Source organism: Jidongwangia harbinensis (assembly GCF_020216025.1).
GTDB lineage: Bacteria > Actinomycetota > Actinomycetes > Mycobacteriales > Micromonosporaceae > Actinoplanes > Actinoplanes harbinensis.
Genome location: NZ_JAIWNC010000009.1, coordinates 139,486 through 164,617 on the forward strand (window position 1 = coordinate 139,486; position 25,132 = coordinate 164,617).

Sequence of the window (25,132 nt, forward strand, 5' to 3'; positions counted from 1 at the left end):
CGGGACCGGGCTCACCGGACCGGGCCACGGGGCGCAGACGAACGGAGATCAGCATGGAGACGGTGACCTCGCAGGACGGCACGCCGATCGCGTACCAGCTCGCCGGGAGCGGCCGGCCGCTGGTGTTCGTGACCGGGGCGTTCAACGACCACACCCGGTGCGCACCGCTGGCCGCCGCGCTGGCCGGCACGGCCACGGTGGTCACGTACGACCGGCGCGCCCGGGGCGGCAGCGGCGACACCCGCCCGTACCGGATCGACCTCGAGGTGGCCGACCTGGCCGCGGTGATCGACCGGGCCGGCGGGCCGGCCGCGGTGTTCGGCTACTCCTCGGGCGCGGTGCTGGCGCTGCGCGCCGCGGCGGCCGGGCTGCCGATCACCCGCCTGGTGCTGTTCGAGGCGCCGTTCGCGTTCGACGGGCCGGCCCGCGCCGCGGATCTGCCGGACCGGCTGCAGGCGCTGATCGACGCGGGCCGCCCGGGCGACGCGGTGACGTTGTTCCAGACCGAGGGGATCGGGCTGCCGGCCGAGTTCGCCGCACAGATCCGGCGGTCGCCGATCTGGCCGGCGCTGGAGGCGATGGCGCAGAGCACGGTGTACGACGCCACGCTCACCACCGAGCTGGCGGTGCCCACCCCGGACATGGCGGCGGCGGCCACGCCGACGCTGGTGGTGAACGGTGCCGGGACCTGGCCGGGGCTGGCGTCGGCCGCGCGTACCCTCGCCACGCTCCTGCCGCAGGCCCGCCATCGGGAGGTCCCGGCCGGCGCGGACCACGACATCCCGGTCGAGGCGACCGCCGCGGTGGTCCGGGAGTTCCTGGCCGACGGCTGAGCGCGGTGTGACTCCGGACGTGTTCGCTCGACTCGGTTATGCAAATCTGAAATAGTTGCCGTGTCAAAGATGTTGTGCGGGATAGTCCGGGGCGATCGGTCCCGACCAGAGGCTCAGGAGCGGTCATGCAGTTCGGGATCTTCACCGTCGGCGACGTCACCCCCGACCCCACGAACGGCCGGGCGCCGACCGAGCACGAGCGGATCAAGGCGATGGTGACGATGGCCCGGCACGCCGAGGAGGTCGGCCTCGACGTGTTCGCGATGGGCGAGCACCACAACGAGCCGTTCGTGCCGTCCTCACCCACCACCATGCTCGGCCACATCGCCGCGCGGACCGACCGGTTGCTGTTGTCCACGTCCACCACGCTGATCACCACCAACGACCCGGTGAAGATCGCCGAGGACTACGCCATGCTGCAGCACCTGGCGGACGGCCGGGTCGACCTGATGATGGGACGCGGCAACACCGGGCCGGTCTACCCGTGGTTCGGCAAGGACATCCGGGCCGGCATCCCGCTCGCCATCGAGAACTACGCGCTGCTGCACCGGTTGTGGCGCGAGCACGTGGTCGACTGGAAGGGCAAGTACCGCACCCCGCTGCAGTCGTTCACCTCGACGCCGCGCCCGCTGGACGGTGTGCCGCCGTTCGTCTGGCACGGCTCGATCCGCAGCCCGGAGATCGCCGAGCAGGCCGCCTACTACGGCGACGGCTTCTTCGCGAACCACATCTTCTGGCCGGCCTCGCACACCCAGCGTATGGTCGCGCTTTACCGGCAGCGGTACGCCCACTACGGGCACGGCGGCGAGGACCAGGCCATCGTCGGCCTCGGCGGCCAGGTGTTCATGCGGCGGAACTCGCAGGACGCGGTGCGCGAGTTCCGCCCGTACTTCGACAACGCCCCGGTGTACGGCCACGGCCCGTCGCTGGAGGAGTTCAGCGCCGAGACCCCGCTCACCGTCGGCAGCCCGCAGCAGGTCATCGACCGTACGCTGGGGTTCCGCGACTACGTGGGCGACTACCAGCGGCAGCTGTTCCTGCTGGACCACGCGGGCCTGCCGCTGAAGACCGTGCTGGAGCAGCTCGACCTGCTCGGCGAGGAGGTGGTGCCGGTGCTGCGCAAGGAGTTCGCGGCGCTCAAGCCGGCCCACGTGCCGGACGCGCCCACGCACGCCTCGCTGGTCGCCGCCCGGGACGCCGCCGAACGGGAGAAGGTGCAGGCATGAAGCAGCGCGACCTGGTCGTGGTCAGCGCCGGCCTGAGCCAGCCGTCGTCCACCCGCCTGCTCGCGGACCAGCTGTCCGCGGCGGCGGTGGACGCCGCGGCCGGCCTCGGCGTGCGGCTCGACGTGCGGGTCGTGGAGGTGCGCGACCTCGCACACGACCTGATGAACCACCTGCTCACCGGCTTCCCGCCGGCCCCGCTCAAGGCGGCGCTGGACGCGGTGGCGGGCGCGGACGCGCTGATCGCCGTGACGCCGGTGTTCAACGCCTCGTACAGCGGGCTGTTCAAGTCGTTCTTCGACGTGGTGGAGAAGGACGCGCTCGCCGGCAAGCCGGTCCTTCTGGCCGCGACCGGCGGCACCGCCCGGCACTCGCTGACGCTCGAGCACGCGATGCGGCCGATGTTCGCGTACCTGGGGGCGGTCTCCGTGCCGACGTCGGTCTTCGCCGCCGCCGAGGACTGGGGCGGCGACGAGGCCGAGGGCCAGCTGCGCGCCCGCGTCGTCCGGGCCGCGACCGAACTGGCCCGCGAGGCGGAGCGGCGCGAACCGGCCGCGGTGGCCGATCCGTTCGCGCTCACCACGTCGTTCGAGGACCTGCTGGCCGGTCGCTGACCACACCGCCGGTTGCCGTGGTGCCGGTTCCGGCCGGCACCACGGTTCAGGCCGTCGGGACGGTGACCGCCCGGTATCCCGGGATGTCCTCGACCCGGTGGTAGACCGGGAGCCCGCGGTCCCGCGCGATCGCGACGTCCTGGTCCGCGCCGGTGGACTCGCCCGGCAGGCGCAGGACCGCGTCGCAGTGCTGCAGCAGGCGCTGCGCGGTCGGATACAGCACGTGCTCGGCCAGCGGGTCGTCCAGGTCGCGGGCACCGGCGGCGCGCAGCACCGGCAGTGCCACCCACTCGCCGATCATCGGCACGTGCCCGGCCGCGAAGATCGGCCACGCGGCCTCCTCCAGCCGCGCCAGATTCGCCGCGATCAGCTCCGGGTCGCCGCCGGTGCCGGACCGGTAGGGGCCGGCAATGAGGATCAACAAGGGTTTCTGTGCGCTCATGACGCCAGGTTAGCGTTATAGTCGGCAATAACAAAGAGAAACGTGGAGGAACGTGCATGCTGGCTGCGCAGCGCCGTGAGTTTCTGCTGACCCGTCTGCACCGCGACCGGCGGCTGGTCGCCAAGGACGTCGCCGCCGAACTCGGCGTCTCCGAGGACAGCGTCCGGCGCGACCTGCGGGAGATGGCCGCGGCCGGCCTGTGCCAACGGGTGTACGGCGGCGCGCTGCCCGCCTCGCCCGCGGTCGCCGACTACCCGACGCGGCGTCGCGTCGAGGTGGACAGCAAGCGCCGGGTCGCCGCGGCCGCCGCCGCCCTGATCAAGCCCGGCGACACCGCGATCCTGGACGGCGGCACCACCGCGCTGGCCGTCACCGAGGCGCTGTCGCCCGACCTGCGGGCCACGGTCGTGACGCACAGCCCCACCGTGGCGGCCGCGCTCGCCGACCACGAGGGCGTGGAGATCTACCTGCTCGGCGGCCGGCTGTTCCGGCACTCGATGGTGACCTGCGGTGCCGCCGCGGTGGAGGCCGCGCAGGCGGTGCACGCCGACCTGTTCCTGCTCGGCGTCACCGGGGTGCATCCGGACGCCGGCCTCACCACCGGCGACGCCGACGAGGCCGCGATGAAACGGGCCCTGGCGCGCCGGGCCGCGGACACGTACGTGCTGGCCAGTGCGGAGAAGATCGGCGCGGCGTCGCGGTTCGCGGTGCTCCCGCTGGACGCGGTGGCGGGCGTGGTGACCGACGCGCCGGCCGGGGACGAGGCGGTCCAGCGGCTGGCCGGCTCGGGCGTGATGATCGTCCCCGCTTGAGACGTGCGCCGGCCAGAAGACTATTCATCACCACCAAGGGAACACCAACGCTGCTAGCCGGGGTAGTGGGACGAAGGGACATGTGATGGCGGAGATCGTGCTGGTCCGGCACGGGCAGACCGAGTGGAGTGCGAACGGCCGGCACACGTCGTACACCGACATCGATCTGACCCCGGCCGGCGTGGAACAGGCCCGCCAGGTCGGCGCCCGGCTCGGCGGCCGGGTCTTCGCCGCGGTGCTGGCCAGCCCGCGCCTGCGGGCGCAGCGCACCGCGGAACTGGCCGGCCTGCGGGTCACCGAGACCACCGAGGACCTGGCCGAGTGGAACTACGGCGAGTACGAGGGCGTCACCACCTCCGACATCCGCCGGACCCGCCCGGACTGGTGGCTGTGGACCCACGGCTGCCCCGGCGGTGAGTCGCCGGAGCAGGTCGGTGCCCGGCTGGACGGGGTGCTGGCGAAGGCCCGGTCGCTGCTCGAACAGGGTGACGTGGCGCTGGTCGGGCACGGCCACTGCCTGCGGGTGACCGGCGCCCGCTGGATCGGCCTGGCGCCGCGCCACGGTGCCGGTCTCCGCCTGGACACCGGCACCGTCTCCACGCTGGCCTTCGAGCACGGCGTGGACCCGGTCATCGGGACCTGGAACGCGCCCTGCACGGCCTGACGACCGCGGTCAGCCGAGCGGCAGCCGGGCGCGGATGTCGCCGAGTCCCCGGGCGACGAGGAGTTCGCCGCCGGGGGAGAGGCGGGCCCACGACCCGGACCGCGCGTCCCAGCGCCGCCACATGCGCTCGTCGGCCGGCACGGTCACCTGGGCCGACTCGCCGGGCGCCACGGTCACCGCGGCCCAGCCGGCCAGGCGCACCGGCTGGTCGCTCTCGGCCGGGGCGAAGTACACCTGCACCACCTCGCGGCTGGTGCGGGTCCCCACGTTCGTGACGGTGGTGGTCACCGTGGCGGGCGCGTCCGCGGTGAGGCGGGTGCCGGCGTACTCCCAGCGGCCGTAGCCCAGGCCGTGTCCCAGCCAGAACGCCGGTTCCGGGGCGCGGTCGGCGTAGTGCCCGCGGTAGCCCAGGTACGGGCCCTCGGCGTACACCAGCTTGCCGTCCACCGGCTTGACCGACCAGGCCGGCGACTTCTCGTCCTCGGCCGGGAACGTGGTGACCAGGCGTCCCGCGGGTTCGATGTCGCCGAGCAGCGTGGCCGCGACCGCGTGGCCGCCCTCCTGACCGGGCAGCCCGGCCCAGAGGACCGCGTCGACCCGCGGCAGCCACGGCATCACCACGGGGGTGGCCGCGTTCACCACCACGACGGTACGCCGGGCCGCGCCGGCCACCGCCTCCACCAGGGCGTCCTGGGCGCCGGGCAGGTGCAGCGTGGACTTGTCCACGGCCTCGGTCTCCTGCTCCTCGGTGAGACCGACGACCACCACGGCCACGTCCGCGGCGGCGGCCGCGCGGACCGCCTCGTCGATCACGTCCACCGTCTCGCGGGACGCCGGGTGGCCGATCAGGCCGAACAGGCCGACCCCGGCGAACACCTCGGCGGCCCCGCCGAGCCGGACCGTCGCCTCCAGCTCGTCGCCCTCGCGCACCTGGTAGACGTCGGTGCGCAGCGGCGGGGTGAGCACCTCCTCGCCGAAGCCGTTGCCGGTCACCGCCAGGCCGAATTCGACCGACTGCGCGCCCACCGCGACCCGCCAGTCGCCGACGCCCATGGCGCCCAGTTCGACGGTGCCGGAGCCGGTGATCCGGCCGCGCAGCACCGCCCGGGCGACGGTGCCGGTGAAGTCGTCGTCCATCCCGACCATGGTGGCGCTGTTGGCGCAGTGGCGTGATTCCAGCACGGTCCCGTCGGCGTCGTACAGGATGGTGCGGATGCCGGCCTCGCCGGTCTCCGGGTCGACCAGGAAGCCGCCGCGGGCCGGCACCGGCCGGATCCGCACGTCCACGCCGTCGACCACGGTGACCCGGTCGCCCAGCCGGGCGGTCAGGCCCTCCGCGACGCTCACCTGGTACGGCGGGTTGACCTGCGCCGAGCCGCCGCCCATGTCGATGGTCTGCACGGCGTGCCGGCCGATCAGCGCGACGGTCTGCGCGGAGGTCAGCGGCAGCGCGTCGTCGTCGTTCTTGAGGACCGTGATGCCCTGTGCGGCCAGCCGGGTCAGCTGCTCCCTGCGCTCGGGGCTGTCCGGCGCCGGGTAGGTCCCGTACGACCGTGGTGCGCCCAGCGCACCGGTGCGCTCGGCGAGCAGCAGCAGGCGGGCCAGGTGGTCGTCGACCACCTTCTCGTCCACCTCGCCGGCCCGGACCGCGGCGACCAGCGCCTCGCCCCACGGCCCGCCGGGACCGGGCATGACCAGGTCGAGGCCGCCGTTGGCGGCCGGTGCCACGGTCTTGGTGGCGAACCAGTCGGACATGATCAGGCCGCGGTAGCCCCACTCGCCCTTGACGATGCCGTTGTTCACGTAGTCCTGCTCGGTCGCCGCGACGCCGTTCACGTTGTTGTACGCCGCCATGATCGACCACGCCTCGGCGTCCTGGACGGCGATCTCGAACGGCAGCAGGTACACCTCGCGCAGCGTGGTCTCGTCCACCACGCTGTCCACCGTGTTGCGGTCGGTCTCCGACTCGTTCGCCACCAGGTGCTTGAGGCAGGCGGCCACGCCGTTGTCCTGCATGCCGCGCACGTACGCGGCGGCGATCCGGCCGGTGAGCAGCGGGTCCTCCGAGTACGCCTCGAACAGCCGGCCGCCCAGCGGGGTGCGGTGCAGGTTGATGGTCGGCCCCAGCACCACGTGGATCTCCTGCGCCATGGCCTCCTCGGCGAGCAACCGGCCCACCTCGTACGCGCTGTCCTCGCTCCAGGTCGACGCCAGCAGGGTGGCGTTGGGGAACAGCGCGACCACCCGGCCGCCGTGGAACTTCAGGCCGCGGACGCCGGTCGGGCCGTCCGAGAGCCGCAGTTCGCGCAGCCCGATCCGGTCCTCCGGGGCCAGCGTGAACGAGGTGGCGCCGGTCAGCAGCGCCACCTTGGCGGGCAGGTCGAGTGCGCGGATCAGGCTGGCGTGGTCGGTCGGGGGCGCTGTCGTCATGGGGACCCTCTGGCTAGATCGCGAGTTACACGTGTAAGTTGCCGACGTCAGTAACGTAAACACGGGCGGGCGTTCGGGGCAAGCACCCGCCGGAAAGGGTCTCGCGTCATGGCTGACCGCACCGTCCGCCGGGTGACCAGCGCCGACGTGGCACGGATGGCCGGGGTCTCCCGCGCGACGGTCAGCTATGTGCTCAACGAGACCCCGCACCAGACCATCAGCGCCGGCACCCGCGGCCGGGTGCTGGACGCCGCCGCCCGGCTCGGGTACGCGCCGTCCGCCGCCGCCCGTACCCTCCGTACCGGCCGCTCCCAGCTGGTGCTCTGCCTGCTGCCGGACTGGCCGATCGGCAACGAGGTCGGCGCGCTGCTGGGCAACCTGTCCAGCGCGCTCGCCCGGCAGGGCCTGACCTTCGTGGCGCATCCCGGCAGCCGCGAGGACCGGCCGATCTCGGAGATCTGGAAGGCCATCACGCCCGCCGCCGTGCTCGCCTTCGCCGAGTTCTCCGACGACGAGATCGACGCCATGCGGGCCGCCGGGGTGGCGCTGGTGGTCGCGCTGCTGGGCCGCAGCCGCCAGCGGCGGCGCGAGCTGGAGGTGCCGCAACACCTGGTCGGGCGGCTGCAGGCCGGGCACCTGGCCGGGCAGGGGCACACCCGGCTGGGGTACGCGTACCCCGACGACGACCGGGTGCGCATCTTCGCCGAGCCCCGGCTGGACGGCGTCCGGGCCGGCTGCACCGCGCACGGTCTCGACGCCCCCCTGGTGCAGACCGTCCCGCTCGATCCGGAGGCCGCCGCCACGGCGGTCCGGCGCTGGCGCGACGCGGGGGTGACCGGCGTGTGCGCGTACAACGACGAGGTGGCCCTGGCCGTGCTCGCCGGCCTGCGCCGCCGCGGTCTGCGCGCCCCCGACGGCCTCGCGGTGGTCGGCGTGGACGACATCCCCGCGGCCCGCCTCGCCGAACCGGCCCTGACCACGGTGACCACCGACCAGACCGCGGTCGCGGCGCACCTCGCCGACACGGTGGTGGCGGCGATCAACGGCCGCCCGGAGCCGGCCGCCTCGGTGGCCGACCTGGTGCACGTCGTACGGCGGGCGTCCGCCTGATCCCCCTGGTCCGGCCGCTCTGCGTGATCTTGACAACGAATCCACAGCTGTCGTTCATGCCCCGTACAGGCGGGCGGCGAATGGTGGAAGCCGCACGACGCCGGAGCCGAGGGGGATACCGAGATGCTTGTGCACGTGAACCAGGCCCGCACCGCCGACCGGTACGCCGGGGCGCCCGGGCCCGGCCTGCCGATCAACCGCGTCGCCGCACCGACCGTGGCGGTCCTCGGCCACCCGGGCTGGACCGCCGCCCTGCCGGCGCACCTGCCGGCCGGCTGGCGGATGCGCGCCGCGGCCGGTCTCGACGACATCCACGCCGGCGACATCGTGCTGCTCACCGACGCCACCGAGGGCGACGTCGCGGTGGCCCGTGCCGCGCTGTCCGGCCGTACCCGGATCGCGGCGCTGGTGGCCGGTGACGCCCCGGCGGACGCGGTCGCCGGGGTGCTGACCGCCGGCGCGGACGTGTGCGTGCGCGGCGGGCAGCCCGCCATCCTCGCCGGTCACCTGGTGGCCTGCCGCCGCCGCCAGCTCGCCGAGCGCTGGGCCGGGCTGCAGGCGGCCGCCACGTGTCGCAGTTCACCAACCGCCCTTGACCAGCGGACCGTCGACGCAGAGTGACCTGCGCTACAGCATTCCGGTGTGCCGGATCACTGTTTGGCAAGGAGTTTCACCTGGTCGATTTGGCGATGAGGTGCCCCGCGCGGATCGTGGGAGACGGAAAGCAACGACGCTTCCGCGAACACTCAGCGTAAGCGACATTGGGGAACGTCATGCCACTGAAGACCCGTATCCGCGCGGTACGCACCGCGCTCCAGCACCGCCGCACCGAGCGCCTCGCGTACCGGCGGCTGAGCGCGGAACTCGCCGCGTTCCAGACACCGGCCGAGCGCGCCGAACTCGACATCATGCTCAGCCGGCACAGCAGCGAGGACACCCGGCAGATCCGCGAGATCCTGAACCGCCAGGACCACGAGCGGCAGCGCGCCATGGCCGGCCTCGGCGGCAGCGCCCGGGGCGGCTCGTTGTCGGCGTAGGATCGGCGTACCCCCCTAGGGAGAGGTGCCCGTCGATGTCCTCGCCCGGCGTTGTCCGGCTCACGGTGGAGCCGCACCACCACGGTTACGACCCCGGCGACGACCGGTGGCGGCTCCAGGCCACCGCGCTCTACACCGAACTGGACGCGGTCGCCGACGTGGAGCGGCGGACCCGTGCGGTGCCCGGCACCCGGGGCTCGGTCGAGCAGGTCGTCGTCGCGCTGGGCAGCGCCGGAGTGTTCACCGCCGCGGTGGAGTGCCTGCGCGCCTGGCTGGGCCGCGACCGCGGACGGCGCATCGACCTCCGCTGGGACGAGGACGGCGTCGAGCGGTACGTGACGCTGGTCGGTGCGGGAGTGGACGCCGAGACGGTGCGGGAGCTGTCCCGGGCGGTCTCCCGGCGGCTGGGAGGTCCGGAATGGCCGGACGCTACCGAGCCCTCCTGATCGGCAACTCGACCTACCCGGCGGACGAGCACAACCTCCAGCCCCTGCGCGGGCCGGTCAAGGACATCGCGGCACTCCACCGCGCCCTGGTCGACCGGGACACCGGGCTGTTCGCCGACATCGACGTGACGCTGGTGCCGGAGGCCACGTCCGGCCGGGCGATCCGCGCGCTGGGCCGGTTCTTCGGCACCGCGGAACGCGACCAGGTCCTGCTGTTCTTCTTCAGCGGGCACGGCCGGCTGGACCAGCACGGCCGGCTGCACCTGTGCATGCAGGACACCGACTCGGCCGACCTGCTCGCCACCGCGGTCAGCAGCGCCCGGATCAACGAGTTCGCCGACGCCTCGCGCGCCCGCAACGTCGTGATCGTGCTGGACTGCTGCCACGCCGGTGCGTTCCGCGGCGGCGACGTGCCGGACACCGTCGCCGGCCCCGGGCGGTACGTGCTGACCAGCTGTCGCGGCAGCCAGCTGGCCAACGACGCCACCGTGGACAACGGCACCAGCGTCTTCACCCAGCATCTCGTCGACGGCCTGCTGACCGCCGCACCCGACCACGACGGCGACGGATACGTCGGCTTCTCCGATCTTTACACCTATGTGGACCGGCGGATGCGGGAGAGCGGCAAGCAGATACCGCAGCGGCGGGTCGACGGGGACGGCGACGTACGCCTGGCGCGCCGTCCGGTGCCGGCCACGCCCAGTTCCACCCCCGCCCCCGGCCCCGGCGAGGAACCGGCCGGGGCGACTCCCCGCGGTGCGGCCGTGGGCGGGCGGCCGGTGCTCCTCGCCCTCGCCGGTGCGGTCGCTGTCCTGATGGCCGCCGGCGCCGTCCTCGCGCTCCTCCGGCCGTGGGACGGTGACGAGCCGTCGCCGGGGGAGGTGGACCACGTGTCCGCCGCGCCGTGGCGCCTGCGGGTCGAGGACCGGCGGGTCGGTACCGACACGGGTTGCACGGTGACGCTCACCGAGGTCCGCTCCGGTACCGGGATCTCGGTGCCCGACGACGTCTACGGCACCCGTACCTTCCAGATCCACCACACCGGCTCCTTCCGGTGGCAGGCGAACGATCCGGGCTGCCGGATCACGCCGCTGCCGGGGTCCGGCCGGGCGACGCTGCCGTTCGCGGTCGAGGGAACGGGGGACAGCGACGCCTTCCCGGCCCCCGCCCGTGTCTCGGTCCGGGTCCTGGACTTCAACGGCAACCCGGAGTGCCGGCTCACCCTCCACGACCCGGCGGACGGCACCGCCCTCGACATCGCGACCGCGCGGCCCGGCGCCGGGACCGTGGTCCTGAACGCGGGCGGCCGCGGCACGGTGTACCTCGGCGCCACGCCCTGCGGCGTGGCGCTCGCCGCCGCGGAATGAGCTCGGGGCCGGGATGCCGGGGTCAGCGGTCGGCGTGGTCCGGGCGGGGATGGCCGCGCACGCTGCCGGCGTGTGCCACCGCGGTCGGGTCCTTGCGGACCTTGAGGAGGCTGGCCACCGTGGTGACGATCAGGACGCCGACGATGACGCCGAGCGAGACCGGTGTGCTGATCTCCGGTACCGCGGTGTCGATGTCCACGTGCAGCCAGTGCAGCACCAGCTTCACCCCGATGAAGGCCAGGATGATCGACAGCCCGGTGGACAGGTAGACCAGGCGGTCCAGCAGGCCCTTCACCAGGAAGAACAGCGCGCGCAGACCGAGTAGCGCGAACGCGTTGGCGACGAAGACGATGTACGCCTGCTCGGTCACGCCGAAGACCGCGGGGATCGAGTCGAGCGCGAACAGCAGGTCGGAGCTGCCGATCGCGATCAGCACGATGAACATCGGGGTGACCATCCGGCGGCCGTCGACCCGGGTGACGAGTCGTCCGCCCACGTAGTCGTCGGTCACCGGCAGGAACCGGCGGCTCGCCTTGACCAGCGCGTTGTCGTCCATGCTCGGATCCTCGTCGCGGTGCCGGAACAGCTGGACCGCGGTGCCGACCAGCAGCAACCCGAAGATCAGGAACATGAAGGAGAACAGGCTGAGCAGCGTGGCGCCGAGCGCGATGAAGATGACCCGCAGCACCAGCGCGATGATGATGCCGAAGGTCAGCACCGCCTGCTGGTGCTTCTCGGGCACCGCGAACGTACTCATGATGATCACGAAGACGAACAGGTTGTCGACCGAGAGGCTCTTCTCGACGATGTAGCCGGCGAAGTACTCGGTGCCGTAGTCCCAGCCGGCGATGCCGGCGAAGACGACGCCGAAGACGATGGCGACCGCGATGTAGAAGGTCGACCAGGCGGCCGCTTCCCGGAAGCCGACGGCGTGTGGCCGGACCACGCCGAGGAACAGATCGAGGGCGAGCAGGGCGACGATGACCGCGATGGTCAGCGTCCAGCCGAGCGCGGTGACCTCCAGCATGAGCGGGGAACCTCCGGGGCGTCTGGTCGGGCGCGACGCCTCAGAGGTTCCCCGTCCTGGCTGGGAGAATGCTGAAAACGATCAGGAAAGTGCGGCGCCGACCGCCTCGGCCAGGGTGGTGGTCGGGCGGCCGATGAGCCGGCTCAGGCTGCCGTCGTCGGAGATCAGGTCGCCGCGTTCGATGCCGGCGTCCGCGTCCGCGATGACCTCGGCGACCGGGGTGGGCAGGCCGAAACCCTCCAACATCCGGGTGTACGCCTCGACGGGCAGGTTCTGGTACGTGACCGGCCGGCCGCTCTGCCGGGCCACCTCGGCGGCGTAGTCGGCGAGCGTGATCGCGGTGTCCCCGCCCAGCTCGTACACCCGGCCGGCCTGGTCCGGTGCGACCAGCACCGCGGCGGCGGCCTCGGCGTAGTCCCGGCGCGCCGCCGGGGTGAACCGGCCGCTGCCGGCGGCGCCGGTGACCGCGCCGTGTTCGAGCTGGGTGGCGATCTGCGCCGTGTAGACCTCGAAGTACCACGAGTTGCGCAGGATCACGGCCGGCACGCCGGAGGCGCGCAGGTGCTCCTCGGTGGCGCGGTGCTCGGCGGCCAGCAGCAGCGGCGTGTCATCCGCCTTGGGGGCGCTGGTGTACGCCAGCAGGGACACGCCCGCCTCCTTCGCGGCGTCGATCGCGTTGCGGTGCTGCGGGACGCGCTTGCCGACCTCGCTGGCCGAGACCAGCAGCACCTTGTCGGCGCCGGCGAACGCGTCCTTGAGCGAGGCGGGGTCGTCGAAGTCGGCGCGCCGCACGGTGACGCCGCGGGCGGCGAGGTCGGCGATCGCGTCGAGGTTGCGCCCGGTCGCGACGATGCCGGCGGCCGGTACGCCGCGTCCCAGCAGCGCTTCGACGACGTGGCGGCCGAGGTGGCCGGTGGCGCCGGTGACGACGATGCTCATGAGATCTCCCTGGTCGGTCATGAATGGAATGTGCCCGGGTTTTCCGCCGCGGGTGGGCTCAGTTGACGTGGAACGAGCGCTTGGCGAGCCCCATCCAGAATCCGTCGATGGGCTGGCCGGGGGCCTGCTCCGGGTCGCCGGAGGCGCCGAGCGTGAGGAACATCGGTGCGAAGTGCTCGATGGTCGGGTGGGCGTACGGCATGCCGGGCGCGCGGTTGCGGAAGTCGGCGAGTTCGTCGACGGCGCCGCGGGCGAGCGCCTCGGCGGTCCACGCGTCGAACTCGCGGGACCAGCCGGGCGGGGTGGCGTCGGTGCGCCAGTCGCGCAGGAACGGCAGGCCGTGGGTGGTGAATCCGGAGCCGATGATGAGGACGCCCTCGTCGCGCAGCGGCCGCAGCCGGCGCCCGAGCTCGAGCAGCCGGTCCGGTTCGAGGGTGGGCAGCGACATCTGCAGCACCGGGATGTCGGCGTCCGGGTACATCACGGTCAGCGGGACGTAGGCGCCGTGGTCGAGGCCGCGGTCGGTGCGGGCGACCTGCTCGTGGTCGGGCATCAGCTTGGCGACCCGGTCGGCGAGCGCCGGCGCGCCGGGTGCGCGGTACTGCACCTGGTAGTAGCGCGGGGCGAATCCGCCGAAGTCGTAGACCAGCGGCACGGTCTCGGTGGCGCCGAGCATCAGCGGGGCCGACTCCCAGTGCGCGGAGGCGACCAGGATGGCCCGGGGCCGGGGGAGGCCGGCGGTGAGGTCCCGCAGCTGGGCCACCCAGCGGGCGTCGTCGACGAGGGGCGGCGCGCCGTGGCTGAGGAAGAGGGCGGGCATCGTGCTCATGACGTGGCCTCCGTTGACGCTTCAACTAACACGATCGACCGTACGCCGAAGTATTTGCTTCGTCAACTAAATCCCGGGGTGTCGGTGTTCACGTAGCTCTTCGTGACGCCGGGGCCGCGACCGCCGCCGGGCGGGTCCGCCCGGCGGCGGGCCCCCGTATGCGCCGGGTGAACCGCTCCCGGGACGCTGCCGGGGCAACGCCCGGCCCGCCGGGTCGTTCCCCGCCGTTGCGCGAGCGTTAACTTTTCTGGTCGCGGGTCCGGTCGCTCTCCGGAAAGCGCAGGTCACGGGGAGTGTCGAGAATGCATCCAGGATGGACCGGCGAAGCCTCCGCAGAGGACATTGCGCACCGTCAATGGCGCTGGCACACTACGCGTTGTCGCGCAGGGGACCGCTCACCGTAACGGGCAGCGGAGACACCGCTTTAGTCACTCACGGTGAGGGTCACGGTCCGTTACGACAGCGGGCACATCACGGCGGAGACCAACGGCGAGAGGAGACGGCAGTGGCGTCACCGCCGCAGCTACCGCTCGCCGACGACCTCTTCCTCACCGCGCACGACACCGTCAAGGGCCGGTCGTTGCTGTCCCCGGCGACGCTCGGCCTCGGCCTCGCGGTGGCGCTGCTGGGTGAACTCATCCTCTGGCGCCGCCTGGACCTGCGCGACGGCCGGCTCACCGTGCTGGACGACCGCCCGACGGCCGAGGCGGCCACCACCGCGGTGCTCGGCCAGATGCTGCGCGAGGAGCACCACCGCCAGATCCGCGACTGGATCGCCTTCCTCGGCACCGGCGTGGCCACCGATCTCGTCGAACGCCGCCTGGCCCGTACCGGCCTGGTGCACCGGCAGGAACGACGCAGCCTGCTCGGTGGCACCAAGGTGACGTTCGTGCCGGCCGACTCGATGACCGCGGGCTGGCCGGCGTCCCGGATCCGCACCGCGGTGGCGCGCGGTGAGCTGCTCGACGTACCCGATCTGGTGTTCGCCGGACTGGTCCTGGCCACCGGCCTGGACCAGCACGTGCTGGTCACGCTCGACACCCGCGAGCGCGGGCTGCTGTTCGACCAGATCCGTCGCCGCCTGCCCGCGATGCTGCAGGAACTCGTCGGCCACGCGGAGGCCGCGGTGGGCGACGCGGTGATGGCCCGGCGCGCCTGAACCACCCTTCCCCCTCTCACCCCTCCTGGAGAGCCCGTGTCCACCACCACCACCAAACCCGTGCGTGCCAGTCAACTGTCGACCGCGCTGGCCCGGGACCGCCTGGGCGTCGCCGCCGTGGTGTTCTTCGTGATGTCCGCCGCCGCGCCGCTCACCGTGGTGGCCGGCGTCGTCCCCACCGGACTCGCGGTCACCGGGCTCACCGGCATCTCGGTCGCGTTCCTCGCGGTGGCCGTCGTGCTGGCCGTCTTCTCGGTCGGCTACGTGGCCATGGCCCGGCACATCGCCAACGCCGGCGCGTTCTACGCCTACGTGGCGCAGGGGCTGGGGCGCCCGCTGGGCGTCGGTGCGTCCTGGGTGGCGCTGCTGGCCTACAACATGTTCCAGGTCGCCTCGTACGGCGGCTTCGGTGCGATCGCCGCGCCGCTGTTCCAGGAGTGGTTCGGCGTCGAGATCCAGTGGTGGGTGCTGGCGCTGGCCGCCTGGGCGCTGGTCGCGGTGCTCGGCGTGCGCGACGTCGCGGTCAACGGCAAGGTGCTGGCCACCCTGCTGCTCACCGAGATCGCGCTGGTCGCGGCGTTCAGCGTGGCGGACCTGTTCGTGTCCGGCTTCGAGGCCTCCGCGGCGCCGCTGGACCCGACCAGCCTCACCGGGGCCGGCGCCGGCGCGCTGCTGGTCATGGCGGTCACCGGTTTCGTCGGGTTCGAGCAGTCGGTGGTGTTCAGCGAGGAGTCCCGCGACCCGCGCCGCACCGTGCCCCGGGCCACGTACATCGCCATCGCGCTGATCGCCGGGCTGTACGCGTTCGCGGCGTGGGCGATGATCTCCGCGGCCGGCCCCACGGTGGTGGACCGGGCCGTCGCCGAAGGGCCCGAGCTGTTCTTCAACCTGGCGTCCGACCGGCTCGGCGGCACCGCCCTGCACCTGGGCCACGCGCTGTTCCTGACCTCGCTGATCGCCGCGATGATCTCGTTCCACAACATCATCGCCCGGTACGCGTTCTCGCTGGGCCGCGAGGGCGTGCTGCCCCGGGCGTTCGGGCGCACCGTGCCCGGCACCGGTGCGCCGAAGAACGGCTCGCTGGCCCAGTCCGTGCTGGGCCTGACCGTGATCGTGCTGTACGCGGTGCAGGGCTGGGACCCGCTGGTCCAGCTGTTCTTCTGGGGCGGCACCGGCGGCGGCATCGGGGTGCTGCTGCTGATCACGGTGACCTCGTTCGCGGTGCTCGGGTACTTCGCCCGGCACCGTCACGCGGAGAGCTTCTGGCACCGGATCGGCGCGCCGGTGCTCGGCACGGTCCTGCTGCTCGGCATGACGTACCTGGCGCTGACCAACATCGCCACGCTGTTCGGCGTCGAGCCCGGCTCCGCGCCGACCTGGGTGGTGCCACTGGCGTACGGCGTGGTCGCCCTGGCCGGGGTGGTCTGGGCGCTGGTGCTGCGGGCCGGCCGCCCGCAGGTGTACGCGGGGATCGGACTGGGCGCGCGCAGCGCCTCCACCGGCGGCTTCACGGCCGCCATGAAGGAAGGGGCGCAGCCGTGACGACCGCCATCCGCCCGGCCCGGCCGGACGAGATCGACGACCTGGGCCGGCTCATCGCGGTCTCCTTCGACCATCTCGACGCGAACGCCTACCTGGTGCCCGCGCCGGCCGACCGGATTCCGGTGATGGCGGACTTCTTCGCGCTGCTCACCGGCCACGCCGCCGGGTACGGCCGGGTGGACGTGCTGGACGGTCCGCGGGGACCGGTGGCCACCGCGGTCTGGTTCGACCTCACCCGCGACGTGCCGGACCCGCCCGACTACGACCGGCGGATGACCGCGCTGTCCGGGGTCTACCGCGGGCACTTCGACGCGCTCGACGACCTGTTCGGCAAGCACCACCCGCACGACCCGCACTGGCACCTGGCGTTCCTCGCGGTGCACCCGGACCACCAGGGTGCCGGCCTGGGCAGCGCGCTGATGAGCCGGACGCACGAGGAACTGGACGCGGCCGGCACGCCGGCCTACCTGGAGGCCACCAACGCCGACAACGTCCGCCTGTACCGGCGGCACGGGTACGCCGACATGGACCCGTTCGACATCTCCCTGCCCGACGGCACGCCGTTCTACCGGATGTGGCGGCCGGCGGCCTGAGCTCACCCGCGGCGGAAAACCCATGCAAGTTCCTTGAATGAGCCCGCGGCGGGGTACGGCCCGGTTCGGGCCGTACCCCGCCGTGTCTCCGGGTCAGCCCGCGGAGACGCTGATCTCGAACGAGTAGCGGCTGGCGCGGTACACGTGGCTGCCGTACTCCAGCGGCCGCCCGCCCGCGTCCCAGGCGGTGCGGGTCATGGTGAGCAGCGACGAGCCCCGCTTCTCCTGCAGCACCCGGGCCTCGCCGGCGTTCGCCGGGCGCGCGCCGATCACCTGCGTCGCGTTGCGCGGCACGTGGCCGGCCCGGCGCAGCAGCTCGTACAGGCCGTGGTCGGCCAGGTCGTGGACGGCGAGCCGGATCAGGTCGACCGGGATCGCGTTGTGCATCAGCGCGAGCGGCTCACCGCCGGCGTAGCGCAGCCGCTCGATCCAGGTCACCTCGGTGCCGCGGGGGAGTTCCAGCGCGTCCGCGACCGTGTCCGGGGCCGGGACGACGCGCAGCGCCAGCACCTCGGTCCGCGGTTTGCGGTCCGCCGCGACCAGGTCGTCGTACAGGCTGGTGAGTTCCACCGGCCGGCGGACCTTGGGGTGCACCACCTGGGTGCCGACGCCGCGTTTGCGGACCAGCATGCCGCGCTCCACCAGGTACTGGATCGCGCGCCGGGTGGTGGGCCGGGACACCCCGAGCCGCTCGGCGAGGTCGACCTCGTTCTCGATCCGCGCGCCGACCCCGATCTCCCCGTTCTCGATCAGCTCCTGCAGGCGGGTGGCCACCTGGAAGTACAGCGGGACCGGGCTGGTCCGGTCCAGCTCGCCGGGGCGGACCGGGCTGCGCGGCGGGGACAGTTCTGGCGTCATGGCACCCCCATGGTTCGTCAGTTTGTCATGACAAAGTATTGACGCGGAAGCCCTCACGTTATTACATCGACATCAGCGAACCCCGATTCGCCCTCTGTTTTCACCGCGCCGTAACCCGCACGGCACACCGGCCTCCGCTCCGGCCGCCCCGCTCTTCCCGAGACGTACGCCCGAGGGGATGCGCATGCCCGCAGACGAGGTACTGACCATGGGACGTATCGGCGTAGACCTGTACCCACAGCAGATCGGCGTGTCGCTGCGCGCGGTGCGTACCTTCGCGAAGTTCCTCGGCGGCAGCCCGACCAACGTGGCGGTGGCCGCGGCCCGGTACGGCCGCCGCAGCGCCGTCATCACCCGCACCGGCGACGACCCGTTCGGCGCGTTCGTGCACGACGCGCTGCGCGGCTTCGGCGTCGACGACCGGTACGTCACCCCGGTGCCGGCCCTGCCCACCCCGGTGACGTTCTGCGAGATCTTCCCGCCGGACGACTTTCCGCTCTACTTCTACCGCTACCCCAAGGCGCCGGACCTGGAGATCCGGGCCGACGACCTGGATCCGGCCGCGATCGCCGCCGCCGACGTCTTCTGGGTCACCGGCACCGGGCTGTGCGCCGAGCCGAGCCGGACCGCCACGCTGGCCGCCCTGCGGACCCGGGACCGGGCCGGCATCACCGTGTTCGACCTGGACTACCGGCCGATGTTCTGGTCGTCGCGGGACGAGGCGCGGCACTGGGTCCGGCAGGCACTGCCGTACGCGACCGTGGCGGTGGGCAACCGCGACGAGTGCGAGACGGCCGTGGGGGAACGGGACCCGCACCGGGCCGCCGCCGCGCTGCACGACGCGGGCGTCGACCTGGCCGTGGTGAAGCAGGGCCCGCGCGGCGTGCTCGCCTCCCGGCGCTCGACCGGCGAACTGCTCGAGGTACCGCCGGTCGAGGTGGCCGTGGTCAACGGGCTCGGCGCCGGGGACGCGTTCGGCGGTGCGCTCTGCCACGGGCTGCTGTCCGGATGGGACCTGGCGACCACCGTCCGGTTCGCCAATGCGGCCGGTGCCATCGTCGCGTCCCGGCTGTCCTGCGCCGACGCGATGCCCACCGAGGACGAGGTCCGCGACCTGATGCAGGTGGCCGGCCATGCCTGACCTGGAGCAGCTCGTCGCCACCCGGGTGCACCGGCCGGACGCCATCGCGGCGGCCGCCGCGGCCCGGCGCCGGCCGGCCTCGCTGTTCGGCGGGCACGGCCGGATGATGATCATCGCGGCCGACCACCCGGCCCGGGGCGCGCTGAGCGCCGGCGCCGACCCGCTGGCCATGGCGAACCGGGTCGACCTGCTGGACCGGGTCTGCACCGCGCTGGCCCGGCCCGGCGTCAACGGCGTGCTCGGCACCCCGGACATCCTCGAGGACCTGCTGCTGCTCGGCGCGCTCGAGGACAAGGTGGTGGTCGGGTCGATGAACCGGGGCGGGCTGGCCGGCACCGCGTTCGAGATCGACGACCGGTTCACCGCGTACGACGCGGACAGCCTCGCCGCGGCCGGGTTCACCGGCGGCAAGATGCTGCTGCGGATCGACCCGGACGACGCCGGCACGGTGTCCACCCTGGAGTCCTGCGGGCAGGCCGTGCGGGACCTCGCCGGCCACCGGCTGATGGCCATGGTGGAGCCGTTCATCGCGCGCCGGGTCGACGGCCGGGTGCGCAACGAACTCACCGCCGAGGCGATGATCCGGGCCACGACCGTGGCGGCCGGGCTGGGCACGTCGTCCGCGTACACCTGGCTCAAGGTCCCGGTGGTGGACGAGATGGACCGGGTCATGGCCGCCACCACGTTGCCCGCACTGATCCTCGGCGGCGAGGTGTCCGCGGACCCGGACGCTCTCTACACCCGGTGGAGCAAGGCGCTGGCGCTGCCCACGGTGCAGGGCCTGGTGATCGGGCGCAGCCTGCTGTACCCGCCGTCCGGCGACGTGGCGGCCGCGGTGGACCGGGCGGTGAGTTTGCTGTGACCGTGCCGGCGCGGGTGAATCCGCTGGTGCCGCGGGGCAGCAGCGCGGAGCAGCCGTTCGACGTGGTGGTCACGCCGGAACGGGCCGGCTGGGGGTACAGCGGACTGCGGGTGGTGGACCTGCCGGCCGGTGGACGGGCCCGGCTGCACACCGGCGGCGACGAGATGCTGGTGCTGCCGCTGTCCGGCGGCTGCGAGGTGACCTGCGACGACGAGCGGCTCACCCTGACCGGGCGCCGGTCGGTGTTCTCCCGGGTCACCGACTTCGCGTACCTGCCCCGGGACGCCGCGGTCACGGTGCGGGCGCCGGTCGGCGGGCGGTTCGCGCTGCCGTCCGCGCGGGCGGACCGCAGGCTGCCGTTCCGGTACGGCGCCGCCGAGGACGTGCCGGTGGAGTTGCGCGGTGCCGGGCAGGCGAGCCGGCAGGTCAACAACTTCTGCACCCCGGGGGCGTTCGAGGCGGACCGGCTGATCGCCTGCGAGGTGCTCACCCCGGGCGGCAACTGGTCGTCGTACCCGCCGCACAAGCACGACGAGGCCGGCGACGGCGAGTCGTCGCTGGAGGAGATCTACTACTTCGAGGTGGCGCCGTCGCCGTCCGGCACGCCGGGCAGCGCCTACCAGCGGGTGTACGGCCACCCGGACCGCCCGATCGACGTGTGCGCCGAGGTGCGCAGCGGCGACGTGGTGCTGATCCCGTACGGCTGGCACGGCCCGTCGATGGCCGCGCCCGGCTACCACCTCTACTACCTCAACGTCATGGCCGGGCCGGGCGCACGGGAGTGGCTGGTCCGCGACGACCCGGCGCACGGCTGGGTCCGCGGCACCTGGACCGGCCAGTCCGTGGACCCGCGGCTGCCGCTGACGAGCTGTTCGGAGAGGACGCGATCGTGAGGCTTACCGTCGCTCAGGCCGTGGTGCGGTTCCTGGCGAACCAGTGGACCGAGCGCGACGGCGCCGAGCACCGTACCGTCGCCGGCTGCCTCGGCATCTTCGGCCACGGCAACGTGGCCGGTCTCGGCCAGGCGCTGCTGCAGGCGCAGCGCACCGGCGCCGACGACCTTCCGTACCGCCTGGCCCGTAACGAGCAGGCCATGGTGCACACCGCGGCCGGGTACGCCCGGATGACCAACCGGCTGTCCACCCTGGCCTGCACCGCGTCGATCGGGCCCGGCTCGACGAACATGCTCACCGGCGCCGCGCTGGCCACGGTCAACCGGCTGCCCGTGCTGCTGCTGCCCAGCGACGTCTTCGCCACCCGGGTGGCCGCGCCGGTACTGCAGGAACTGGAGGACCCGCGCGGCTACGACGTGTCGGTCAACGACGCGTTCCGGCCGCTGTCGCGGTTCTTCGACCGGATCTGGCGCCCGGAGCAGCTGCCGTCCGCGCTGCTCGCCGCCATGCGGGTGCTGACCGACCCGGCCGAGACCGGCGCGGTCACCCTCTGCCTGCCGCAGGACGTGCAGGCCGAGGCGTACGACTACCCCGACTCGCTGTTCGCGAGGCGGGTGTGGCACGTCGCCCGCCCGGTGCCGGAGCCCGCCGCTCTGGCCCGGGCGGTCGAGGTGATCCGGTCCGCCGAACGCCCGCTGATCGTCGCGGGCGGCGGCGTGATCTACGCGGAGGCCACCGCCGAGCTGGACGCGCTGGCCCGGGCCACCGGGATCCCGGTGGCCGACACCCAGGCCGGCAAGGGCGCGGTGCGCTGGGACCACCCGAACGCGGTCGGCGGCCTCGGCTCGACCGGCACCCCGGTGGCCAACCGGCTGGCCCGCGAGGCGGACGTGGTGATCGGCATCGGCACCCGGTACAGCGACTTCACCACCGCGTCGCACACCGCGTTCCAGCACCCGGACGTGCGGTTCGTGAACGTCAACGTGGCGGCGTTCGACGCGGCCAAGCTCGCCGCCACCGGTGTGGTGGCGGACGCCCGCGCCGCGGCGGCCGCGCTGGCCACGTCGATCGGCCGGACCTGGGACCGTACCTGGGCGGACGAGGTGGCGGCGTGGCAGCGCACGGTGGACGCGGCGTACCACGCCGGGCACGGGCCGTTGCCGTCGCAGGCCGAGGTGATCGGCGCGGTGAACGACGCCTGCGGCGAGCGGGACGTGGTGGTGCAGGCGGCCGGCAGCATGCCCGGCGACCTGCAGCTGCTCTGGCGGGCCCGGGACCCGAAGCAGTACCACGTCGAGTACGGCTACTCCTGCATGGGCTTCGAGATCGCCGGCGCGCTCGGGATCAAGCTGGCCGACCCCGGGCGCGAGGTGTACGCGCTGGTCGGCGACGGCTCGTACCTGATGATGGCGCAGGAGATCGTCACCGCGGTCGCCGAGGGCATCAAGCTGGTCGTGGTGCTCGTGCAGAACCACGGCTTCGCCTCGATCGGCGCGCTGTCCGAGTCGCTCGGCTCGCAGCGCTTCGGCACCAGCTACCGCTACCGCACCGGCGGCGACTACGGCGGCGACCGGCTGCCGGTCGACCTGGCCGCCAACGCGGAGAGCCTGGGCGCCGCGGTGATCCGCTGCCGCACCGTCGCCGACCTCGTCGAGGGCCTGAAGCGGGCCCGCGAGTCCGACCGGCTCACCGTGGTGCACATCGAGACCGACCCGCACTCCACCGTCCCCGGCTCGGACAGCTGGTGGGACGTGCCGGTGTCCGAGGTGTCCGAACTGGACAGCACCCGCGACGCCTACGCCGGGTACCGGTCCGCCAAGCGACTCCAACGCCCCTACCTGTAGGAAGGCCCCACTCGTGACGACCATCCAGCACTGGATCGGCGGCGGCACCACGCCCGGCACCGGCACCCGCCGGTCCGCCGTCTACCACCCCGCGACCGGCGCGCAGCAGCACGAGGTGGTGCTGGCCGAGGCCGCCGACGTGGACGCCGCGGTGACCGCCGCGCGGACCGCGTTCGCGTCCTGGAGCCAGGCCTCGCTGAGCAAGCGGGCCAAGGTCCTGTTCGCGTTCCGCGAGCTGGTCAACGCGAACGTCGACCGGCTCGCCGAGATCGTCTCCGACGAGCACGGCAAGGTGCTCTCCGACGCCGCCGGCGAGGTGCAGCGCGGCCTGGAGGTGGTGGAGTTCGCGTGCGGCATCCCGCACCTGCTCAAGGGCGAGTACTCGGACCAGGCGTCGACCGGCGTGGACGTGTTCAGCTTCCGCGAGCCGCTCGGCGTGGTCGCCGGGATCACCCCGTTCAACTTCCCGGTGATGGTGCCGATGTGGATGCACCCGGTCGCCATCGCCTGCGGCAACACGTTCGTGCTCAAGCCCAGCGAACGCGACCCGTCGGCGTCCAACTACGTCGCCGAGCTGTGGCGGCGGGCCGGCCTGCCGGACGGCGTCTTCAACGTGGTGCACGGCGACAAGGTGGCGGTGGACGCGATCCTGGACCACCCGGACGTGGCCGCGGTGTCGTTCGTCGGCTCCACCCCGATCGCGAGGTACCTGCACGGCCGGGCCACCGCGACCGGCAAGCGGGTGCAGGCGCTCGGCGGCGCCAAGAACCACGCGATCGTGCTGCCGGACGCGGACCTGGAGTTCGCCGCCCGGCACCTGACCGCGGCCGCGTTCGGCTCGGCCGGGGAGCGGTGCATGGCGATCTCCGCGGCGGTCGCCGTGGGCGGTGCCGGCGATCCGCTGCTGGACCTGCTGAACCGCCGCGCCGCCGAGATCGTGGTCGGCCCCGGACGGGACCCGAAGAGCGAGATGGGCCCGGTCGTCACGGCCGCCGCCAAGACCCGGATCGAGTCGCTGATCACCGCCGGCGAGCAGCAGGGCGCGAAGGTCACGGTGGACGGCCGCGGCTACACCGTGCCCGGACACGAGGACGGCTTCTTCGTCGGCCCGACCGTGCTCGACGGCGTCGGCACCGGGATGGACGTCTACACCGAGGAGATCTTCGGCCCGGTGCTGTCCGTGGTGCGCAGCGACAGCGTGGACGCGGCGATCGACCTGATCAACGCGAACCCGTACGGCAACGGCACGGCGATCTTCACCGGCAGCGGCGAGGCGGCCCGCCGGTTCCAGCGCGGGGTGCGGGTCGGGATGATCGGTGTCAACGTGCCGATCCCGGTGCCGATGGCGTACTACTCCTTCGGCGGCTGGAAGGACTCGCTCTTCGGCGACAAGCACGTCCACGGCCCCGAGGGGGTGTCGTTCTACACCCGCGGCAAGGTCGTCACCTCCCGCTGGCCGCACGTCGAGCACGCGCACGGCGCCAGCCTGCACTTCCCGACCGCGACCTGAGGAGCTCTCATGACCGACGTGGCACCGATCCGGCACCTGCAGCTGGGCAGCTGCCCCGACTCGTGGGGCGTGTGGTTCGCCGACGACCCCCGGCAGACGCCGTGGCAGCGCTTCCTCGACGAGCTGGCCGGCGCCGGGTACCGCTGGCTCGAGCTGGGTCCGTACGGCTACCTGCCCACCGACCCGGCGCAGCTGGCCGACGAGCTGGCCGGGCGCGGGCTGTCCTGCGCCGGCGGCACCGTGGCCGGCGCCGGTGGACCGCACAAGGACTTCGCGGCGGTGGTCGCGGAGACCCGCAAGGTGGCCGAGCTGACCCGGGCGCTCGGCGCCGAGAATCTGATCTTCGTGCCGGTGCCGGGGTACCGGGACGACGTCACCGGGGCCTACCACGAACCGGCGGAACTCAGCCCGGAACGCTGGCGGGCCCTGGTGGACAACAGCAACACGCTCGGCCGGATGCTGGCCGAGGAGTACGGCCTGAAGATGCGCTTCCACCCGCATGCCGACTACCACGTCGAGACGCAGGCACAGACCGAACGGTTCCTGGCCGACACCGATCCCGCGTACGTCTCGCTGTGCCTGGACACCGGCCACCTCGCGTACCGCAACGCGGACGTCCCAGCCGTCATCCGCAAGTATCCGGACCGGATCGGCTACGTGCACATCAAGCAGATGGACCCGGCGGTCGCCGAGCGGGCCCGCGCGCAGGACCTGCCGTTCGGGCAGGCCGTCGCGCAGGGCGCGAGCGTGGAGCCGCCGGCCGGGGCACCGGACGTCCCCGCCGTGCTGGAGGCGCTGCGCGAGCTGGACGCCGAACTGTTCGTCGTCGTCGAGCAGGACATGTACCCGGTCGACTTCGACGTGCCGCTGCCGATCGCCACGCGCACCCGGCAGTACCTCAACTCCGTCGGCCTGCACTCGGGCGGCGGGCACCGTTCTCACCGGTAAGGGAAGGAG

25 protein-coding genes are annotated in these 25,132 nt (G+C 73.1%); 19 read left to right on the forward strand and 6 right to left on the reverse strand.

The window, feature by feature from the left end; translation table 11 throughout:
* The first annotated feature begins 53 nt into the window (after positions 1 to 53).
* The 3 genes from LDL48_RS14250 (at position 54) to LDL48_RS14260 (ending at position 2,670) form a co-directional block, all read left to right on the forward strand.
* Positions 54 to 833, forward strand: a complete 780-nt coding sequence (locus LDL48_RS14250) for an alpha/beta fold hydrolase (RefSeq protein ID WP_225255573.1) — start codon at positions 54 to 56, stop codon at positions 831 to 833.
* 125 nt (positions 834 to 958) lie between these two features.
* On the forward strand, positions 959 to 2,059 hold the full coding sequence (locus tag LDL48_RS14255; protein ID WP_225255574.1) for an LLM class flavin-dependent oxidoreductase: 1,101 nt from the start codon (positions 959 to 961) through the stop codon (positions 2,057 to 2,059).
* Positions 2,056 to 2,670 (forward strand): FMN reductase, encoded by a 615-nt coding sequence (locus LDL48_RS14260; protein WP_225255575.1) that lies wholly within the window; start codon positions 2,056 to 2,058, stop codon positions 2,668 to 2,670. The genes LDL48_RS14255 and LDL48_RS14260 overlap by 4 nt, the downstream gene beginning before the upstream one ends.
* 46 nt (positions 2,671 to 2,716) lie before the next feature.
* On the opposite strand, the gene LDL48_RS14265 is transcribed toward LDL48_RS14260, so the two are convergent.
* On the reverse strand, positions 2,717 to 3,112 hold the full coding sequence (locus tag LDL48_RS14265; RefSeq protein WP_225255576.1) for a DUF4406 domain-containing protein: 396 nt from the start codon (positions 3,110 to 3,112) through the stop codon (positions 2,717 to 2,719).
* 56 nt (positions 3,113 to 3,168) lie between these two features.
* Between LDL48_RS14265 and LDL48_RS14270 the strand changes: the two genes are divergently transcribed.
* Positions 3,169 to 3,924 carry a DeoR/GlpR family DNA-binding transcription regulator gene (locus LDL48_RS14270; RefSeq protein ID WP_225255577.1) on the forward strand — a complete coding sequence of 252 codons (756 nt, stop codon included), beginning with the start codon at positions 3,169 to 3,171 and terminating at the stop codon, positions 3,922 to 3,924.
* An 85-nt stretch (positions 3,925 to 4,009) separates the two neighbouring features.
* Positions 4,010 to 4,588, forward strand: coding sequence for a histidine phosphatase family protein (locus LDL48_RS14275; protein ID WP_225255578.1), 579 nt, complete (start codon positions 4,010 to 4,012; stop codon positions 4,586 to 4,588).
* A 9-nt stretch (positions 4,589 to 4,597) separates the two neighbouring features.
* On the opposite strand, the gene LDL48_RS14280 is transcribed toward LDL48_RS14275, so the two are convergent.
* Positions 4,598 to 7,018, reverse strand: coding sequence for a beta-glucosidase family protein (locus tag LDL48_RS14280; RefSeq protein ID WP_225255579.1), 2,421 nt, complete (start codon positions 7,016 to 7,018; stop codon positions 4,598 to 4,600).
* Between the two features lie 108 nt (positions 7,019 to 7,126).
* On the opposite strand from LDL48_RS14280, the gene LDL48_RS14285 reads away from it, so the two are divergent.
* The 5 genes from LDL48_RS14285 to LDL48_RS14305 all read left to right on the forward strand — a co-directional run bounded on the left by LDL48_RS14285 (position 7,127) and on the right by LDL48_RS14305 (position 10,978).
* Positions 7,127 to 8,128, forward strand: coding sequence for a LacI family DNA-binding transcriptional regulator (locus LDL48_RS14285; RefSeq protein WP_225255580.1), 1,002 nt, complete (start codon positions 7,127 to 7,129; stop codon positions 8,126 to 8,128).
* Between the two features lie 123 nt (positions 8,129 to 8,251).
* Positions 8,252 to 8,749, forward strand: a complete 498-nt coding sequence (locus tag LDL48_RS14290) for a hypothetical protein (protein WP_225255581.1) — start codon at positions 8,252 to 8,254, stop codon at positions 8,747 to 8,749.
* A gap of 152 nt (positions 8,750 to 8,901) precedes the next feature.
* Positions 8,902 to 9,165 carry a hypothetical protein gene (locus LDL48_RS14295; protein ID WP_225255582.1) on the forward strand — a complete coding sequence of 88 codons (264 nt, stop codon included), beginning with the start codon at positions 8,902 to 8,904 and terminating at the stop codon, positions 9,163 to 9,165.
* Between the two features lie 35 nt (positions 9,166 to 9,200).
* Complete coding sequence (locus LDL48_RS14300) at positions 9,201 to 9,611, forward strand: effector-associated constant component EACC1 (RefSeq protein WP_225255583.1); 411 nt, start codon at positions 9,201 to 9,203, stop codon at positions 9,609 to 9,611.
* On the forward strand, positions 9,584 to 10,978 hold the full coding sequence (locus tag LDL48_RS14305; RefSeq protein ID WP_225255584.1) for a caspase family protein: 1,395 nt from the start codon (positions 9,584 to 9,586) through the stop codon (positions 10,976 to 10,978). The genes LDL48_RS14300 and LDL48_RS14305 overlap by 28 nt, the downstream gene beginning before the upstream one ends.
* Positions 10,979 to 11,000: 22 nt before the next feature.
* Here LDL48_RS14305 and LDL48_RS14310 read toward each other — a convergent pair whose 3' ends face one another.
* The 3 genes from LDL48_RS14310 to LDL48_RS14320 form a co-directional block, all read right to left on the reverse strand.
* Positions 11,001 to 12,005 (reverse strand): TerC family protein, encoded by a 1,005-nt coding sequence (locus LDL48_RS14310; RefSeq protein ID WP_225255585.1) that lies wholly within the window; start codon positions 12,003 to 12,005, stop codon positions 11,001 to 11,003.
* Positions 12,006 to 12,086: 81 nt separating this feature from the next.
* Complete coding sequence (locus LDL48_RS14315) at positions 12,087 to 12,944, reverse strand: SDR family oxidoreductase (protein WP_225255586.1); 858 nt, start codon at positions 12,942 to 12,944, stop codon at positions 12,087 to 12,089.
* Positions 12,945 to 13,002: 58 nt separating this feature from the next.
* Positions 13,003 to 13,773, reverse strand: a complete 771-nt coding sequence (locus LDL48_RS14320; protein ID WP_225255587.1) for a dioxygenase family protein — start codon at positions 13,771 to 13,773, stop codon at positions 13,003 to 13,005.
* A 505-nt stretch (positions 13,774 to 14,278) separates the two neighbouring features.
* Here LDL48_RS14320 and LDL48_RS14325 point away from each other — a divergent pair.
* The 3 genes from LDL48_RS14325 to LDL48_RS14335 are packed head-to-tail and all read left to right on the forward strand — an operon-like array spanning position 14,279 to position 17,067.
* Complete coding sequence (locus tag LDL48_RS14325; RefSeq protein WP_225255588.1) at positions 14,279 to 14,932, forward strand: GOLPH3/VPS74 family protein; 654 nt, start codon at positions 14,279 to 14,281, stop codon at positions 14,930 to 14,932.
* A 36-nt stretch (positions 14,933 to 14,968) separates the two neighbouring features.
* A complete protein-coding gene (locus LDL48_RS14330) occupies positions 14,969 to 16,474 on the forward strand; it encodes an APC family permease (RefSeq protein WP_225255589.1) in 1,506 nt (501 codons plus the stop codon).
* Positions 16,471 to 17,067 (forward strand): GNAT family N-acetyltransferase, encoded by a 597-nt coding sequence (locus tag LDL48_RS14335; protein WP_225255590.1) that lies wholly within the window; start codon positions 16,471 to 16,473, stop codon positions 17,065 to 17,067. Before LDL48_RS14330 ends, LDL48_RS14335 begins: the two co-directional genes overlap by 4 nt.
* Before the next feature lie 93 nt (positions 17,068 to 17,160).
* Here LDL48_RS14335 and LDL48_RS14340 read toward each other — a convergent pair whose 3' ends face one another.
* Positions 17,161 to 17,925 carry a GntR family transcriptional regulator gene (locus LDL48_RS14340; protein ID WP_225255591.1) on the reverse strand — a complete coding sequence of 255 codons (765 nt, stop codon included), beginning with the start codon at positions 17,923 to 17,925 and terminating at the stop codon, positions 17,161 to 17,163.
* Positions 17,926 to 18,109: 184 nt separating this feature from the next.
* Here LDL48_RS14340 and iolC point away from each other — a divergent pair, with 184 nt between their 5' ends.
* From iolC to LDL48_RS14370, 6 genes are read left to right on the forward strand one after another with little or no spacing between them, the layout of a single operon-like run.
* On the forward strand, positions 18,110 to 19,066 hold the full coding sequence (gene iolC / locus LDL48_RS14345; protein WP_225255592.1) for a 5-dehydro-2-deoxygluconokinase: 957 nt from the start codon (positions 18,110 to 18,112) through the stop codon (positions 19,064 to 19,066).
* Complete coding sequence (locus LDL48_RS14350; protein WP_225255593.1) at positions 19,059 to 19,928, forward strand: Cgl0159 family (beta/alpha)8-fold protein; 870 nt, start codon at positions 19,059 to 19,061, stop codon at positions 19,926 to 19,928. The genes iolC and LDL48_RS14350 overlap by 8 nt, the downstream gene beginning before the upstream one ends.
* Positions 19,925 to 20,821 carry a 5-deoxy-glucuronate isomerase gene (gene iolB / locus LDL48_RS14355; protein ID WP_225255594.1) on the forward strand — a complete coding sequence of 299 codons (897 nt, stop codon included), beginning with the start codon at positions 19,925 to 19,927 and terminating at the stop codon, positions 20,819 to 20,821. Before LDL48_RS14350 ends, iolB begins: the two co-directional genes overlap by 4 nt.
* Positions 20,818 to 22,665, forward strand: coding sequence for a 3D-(3,5/4)-trihydroxycyclohexane-1,2-dione acylhydrolase (decyclizing) (gene iolD, locus LDL48_RS14360; RefSeq protein ID WP_225255595.1), 1,848 nt, complete (start codon positions 20,818 to 20,820; stop codon positions 22,663 to 22,665). The genes iolB and iolD overlap by 4 nt, the downstream gene beginning before the upstream one ends.
* Positions 22,666 to 22,678: 13 nt before the next feature.
* Positions 22,679 to 24,175, forward strand: coding sequence for a CoA-acylating methylmalonate-semialdehyde dehydrogenase (locus tag LDL48_RS14365; RefSeq protein WP_225255596.1), 1,497 nt, complete (start codon positions 22,679 to 22,681; stop codon positions 24,173 to 24,175).
* A gap of 9 nt (positions 24,176 to 24,184) precedes the next feature.
* The gene (locus tag LDL48_RS14370; RefSeq protein ID WP_225255597.1) at positions 24,185 to 25,123 is read left to right on the forward strand and encodes a TIM barrel protein; all 939 of its coding nucleotides are present in this window, start codon (positions 24,185 to 24,187) and stop codon (positions 25,121 to 25,123) included.
* Positions 25,124 to 25,132: the final 9 nt, after the last annotated feature.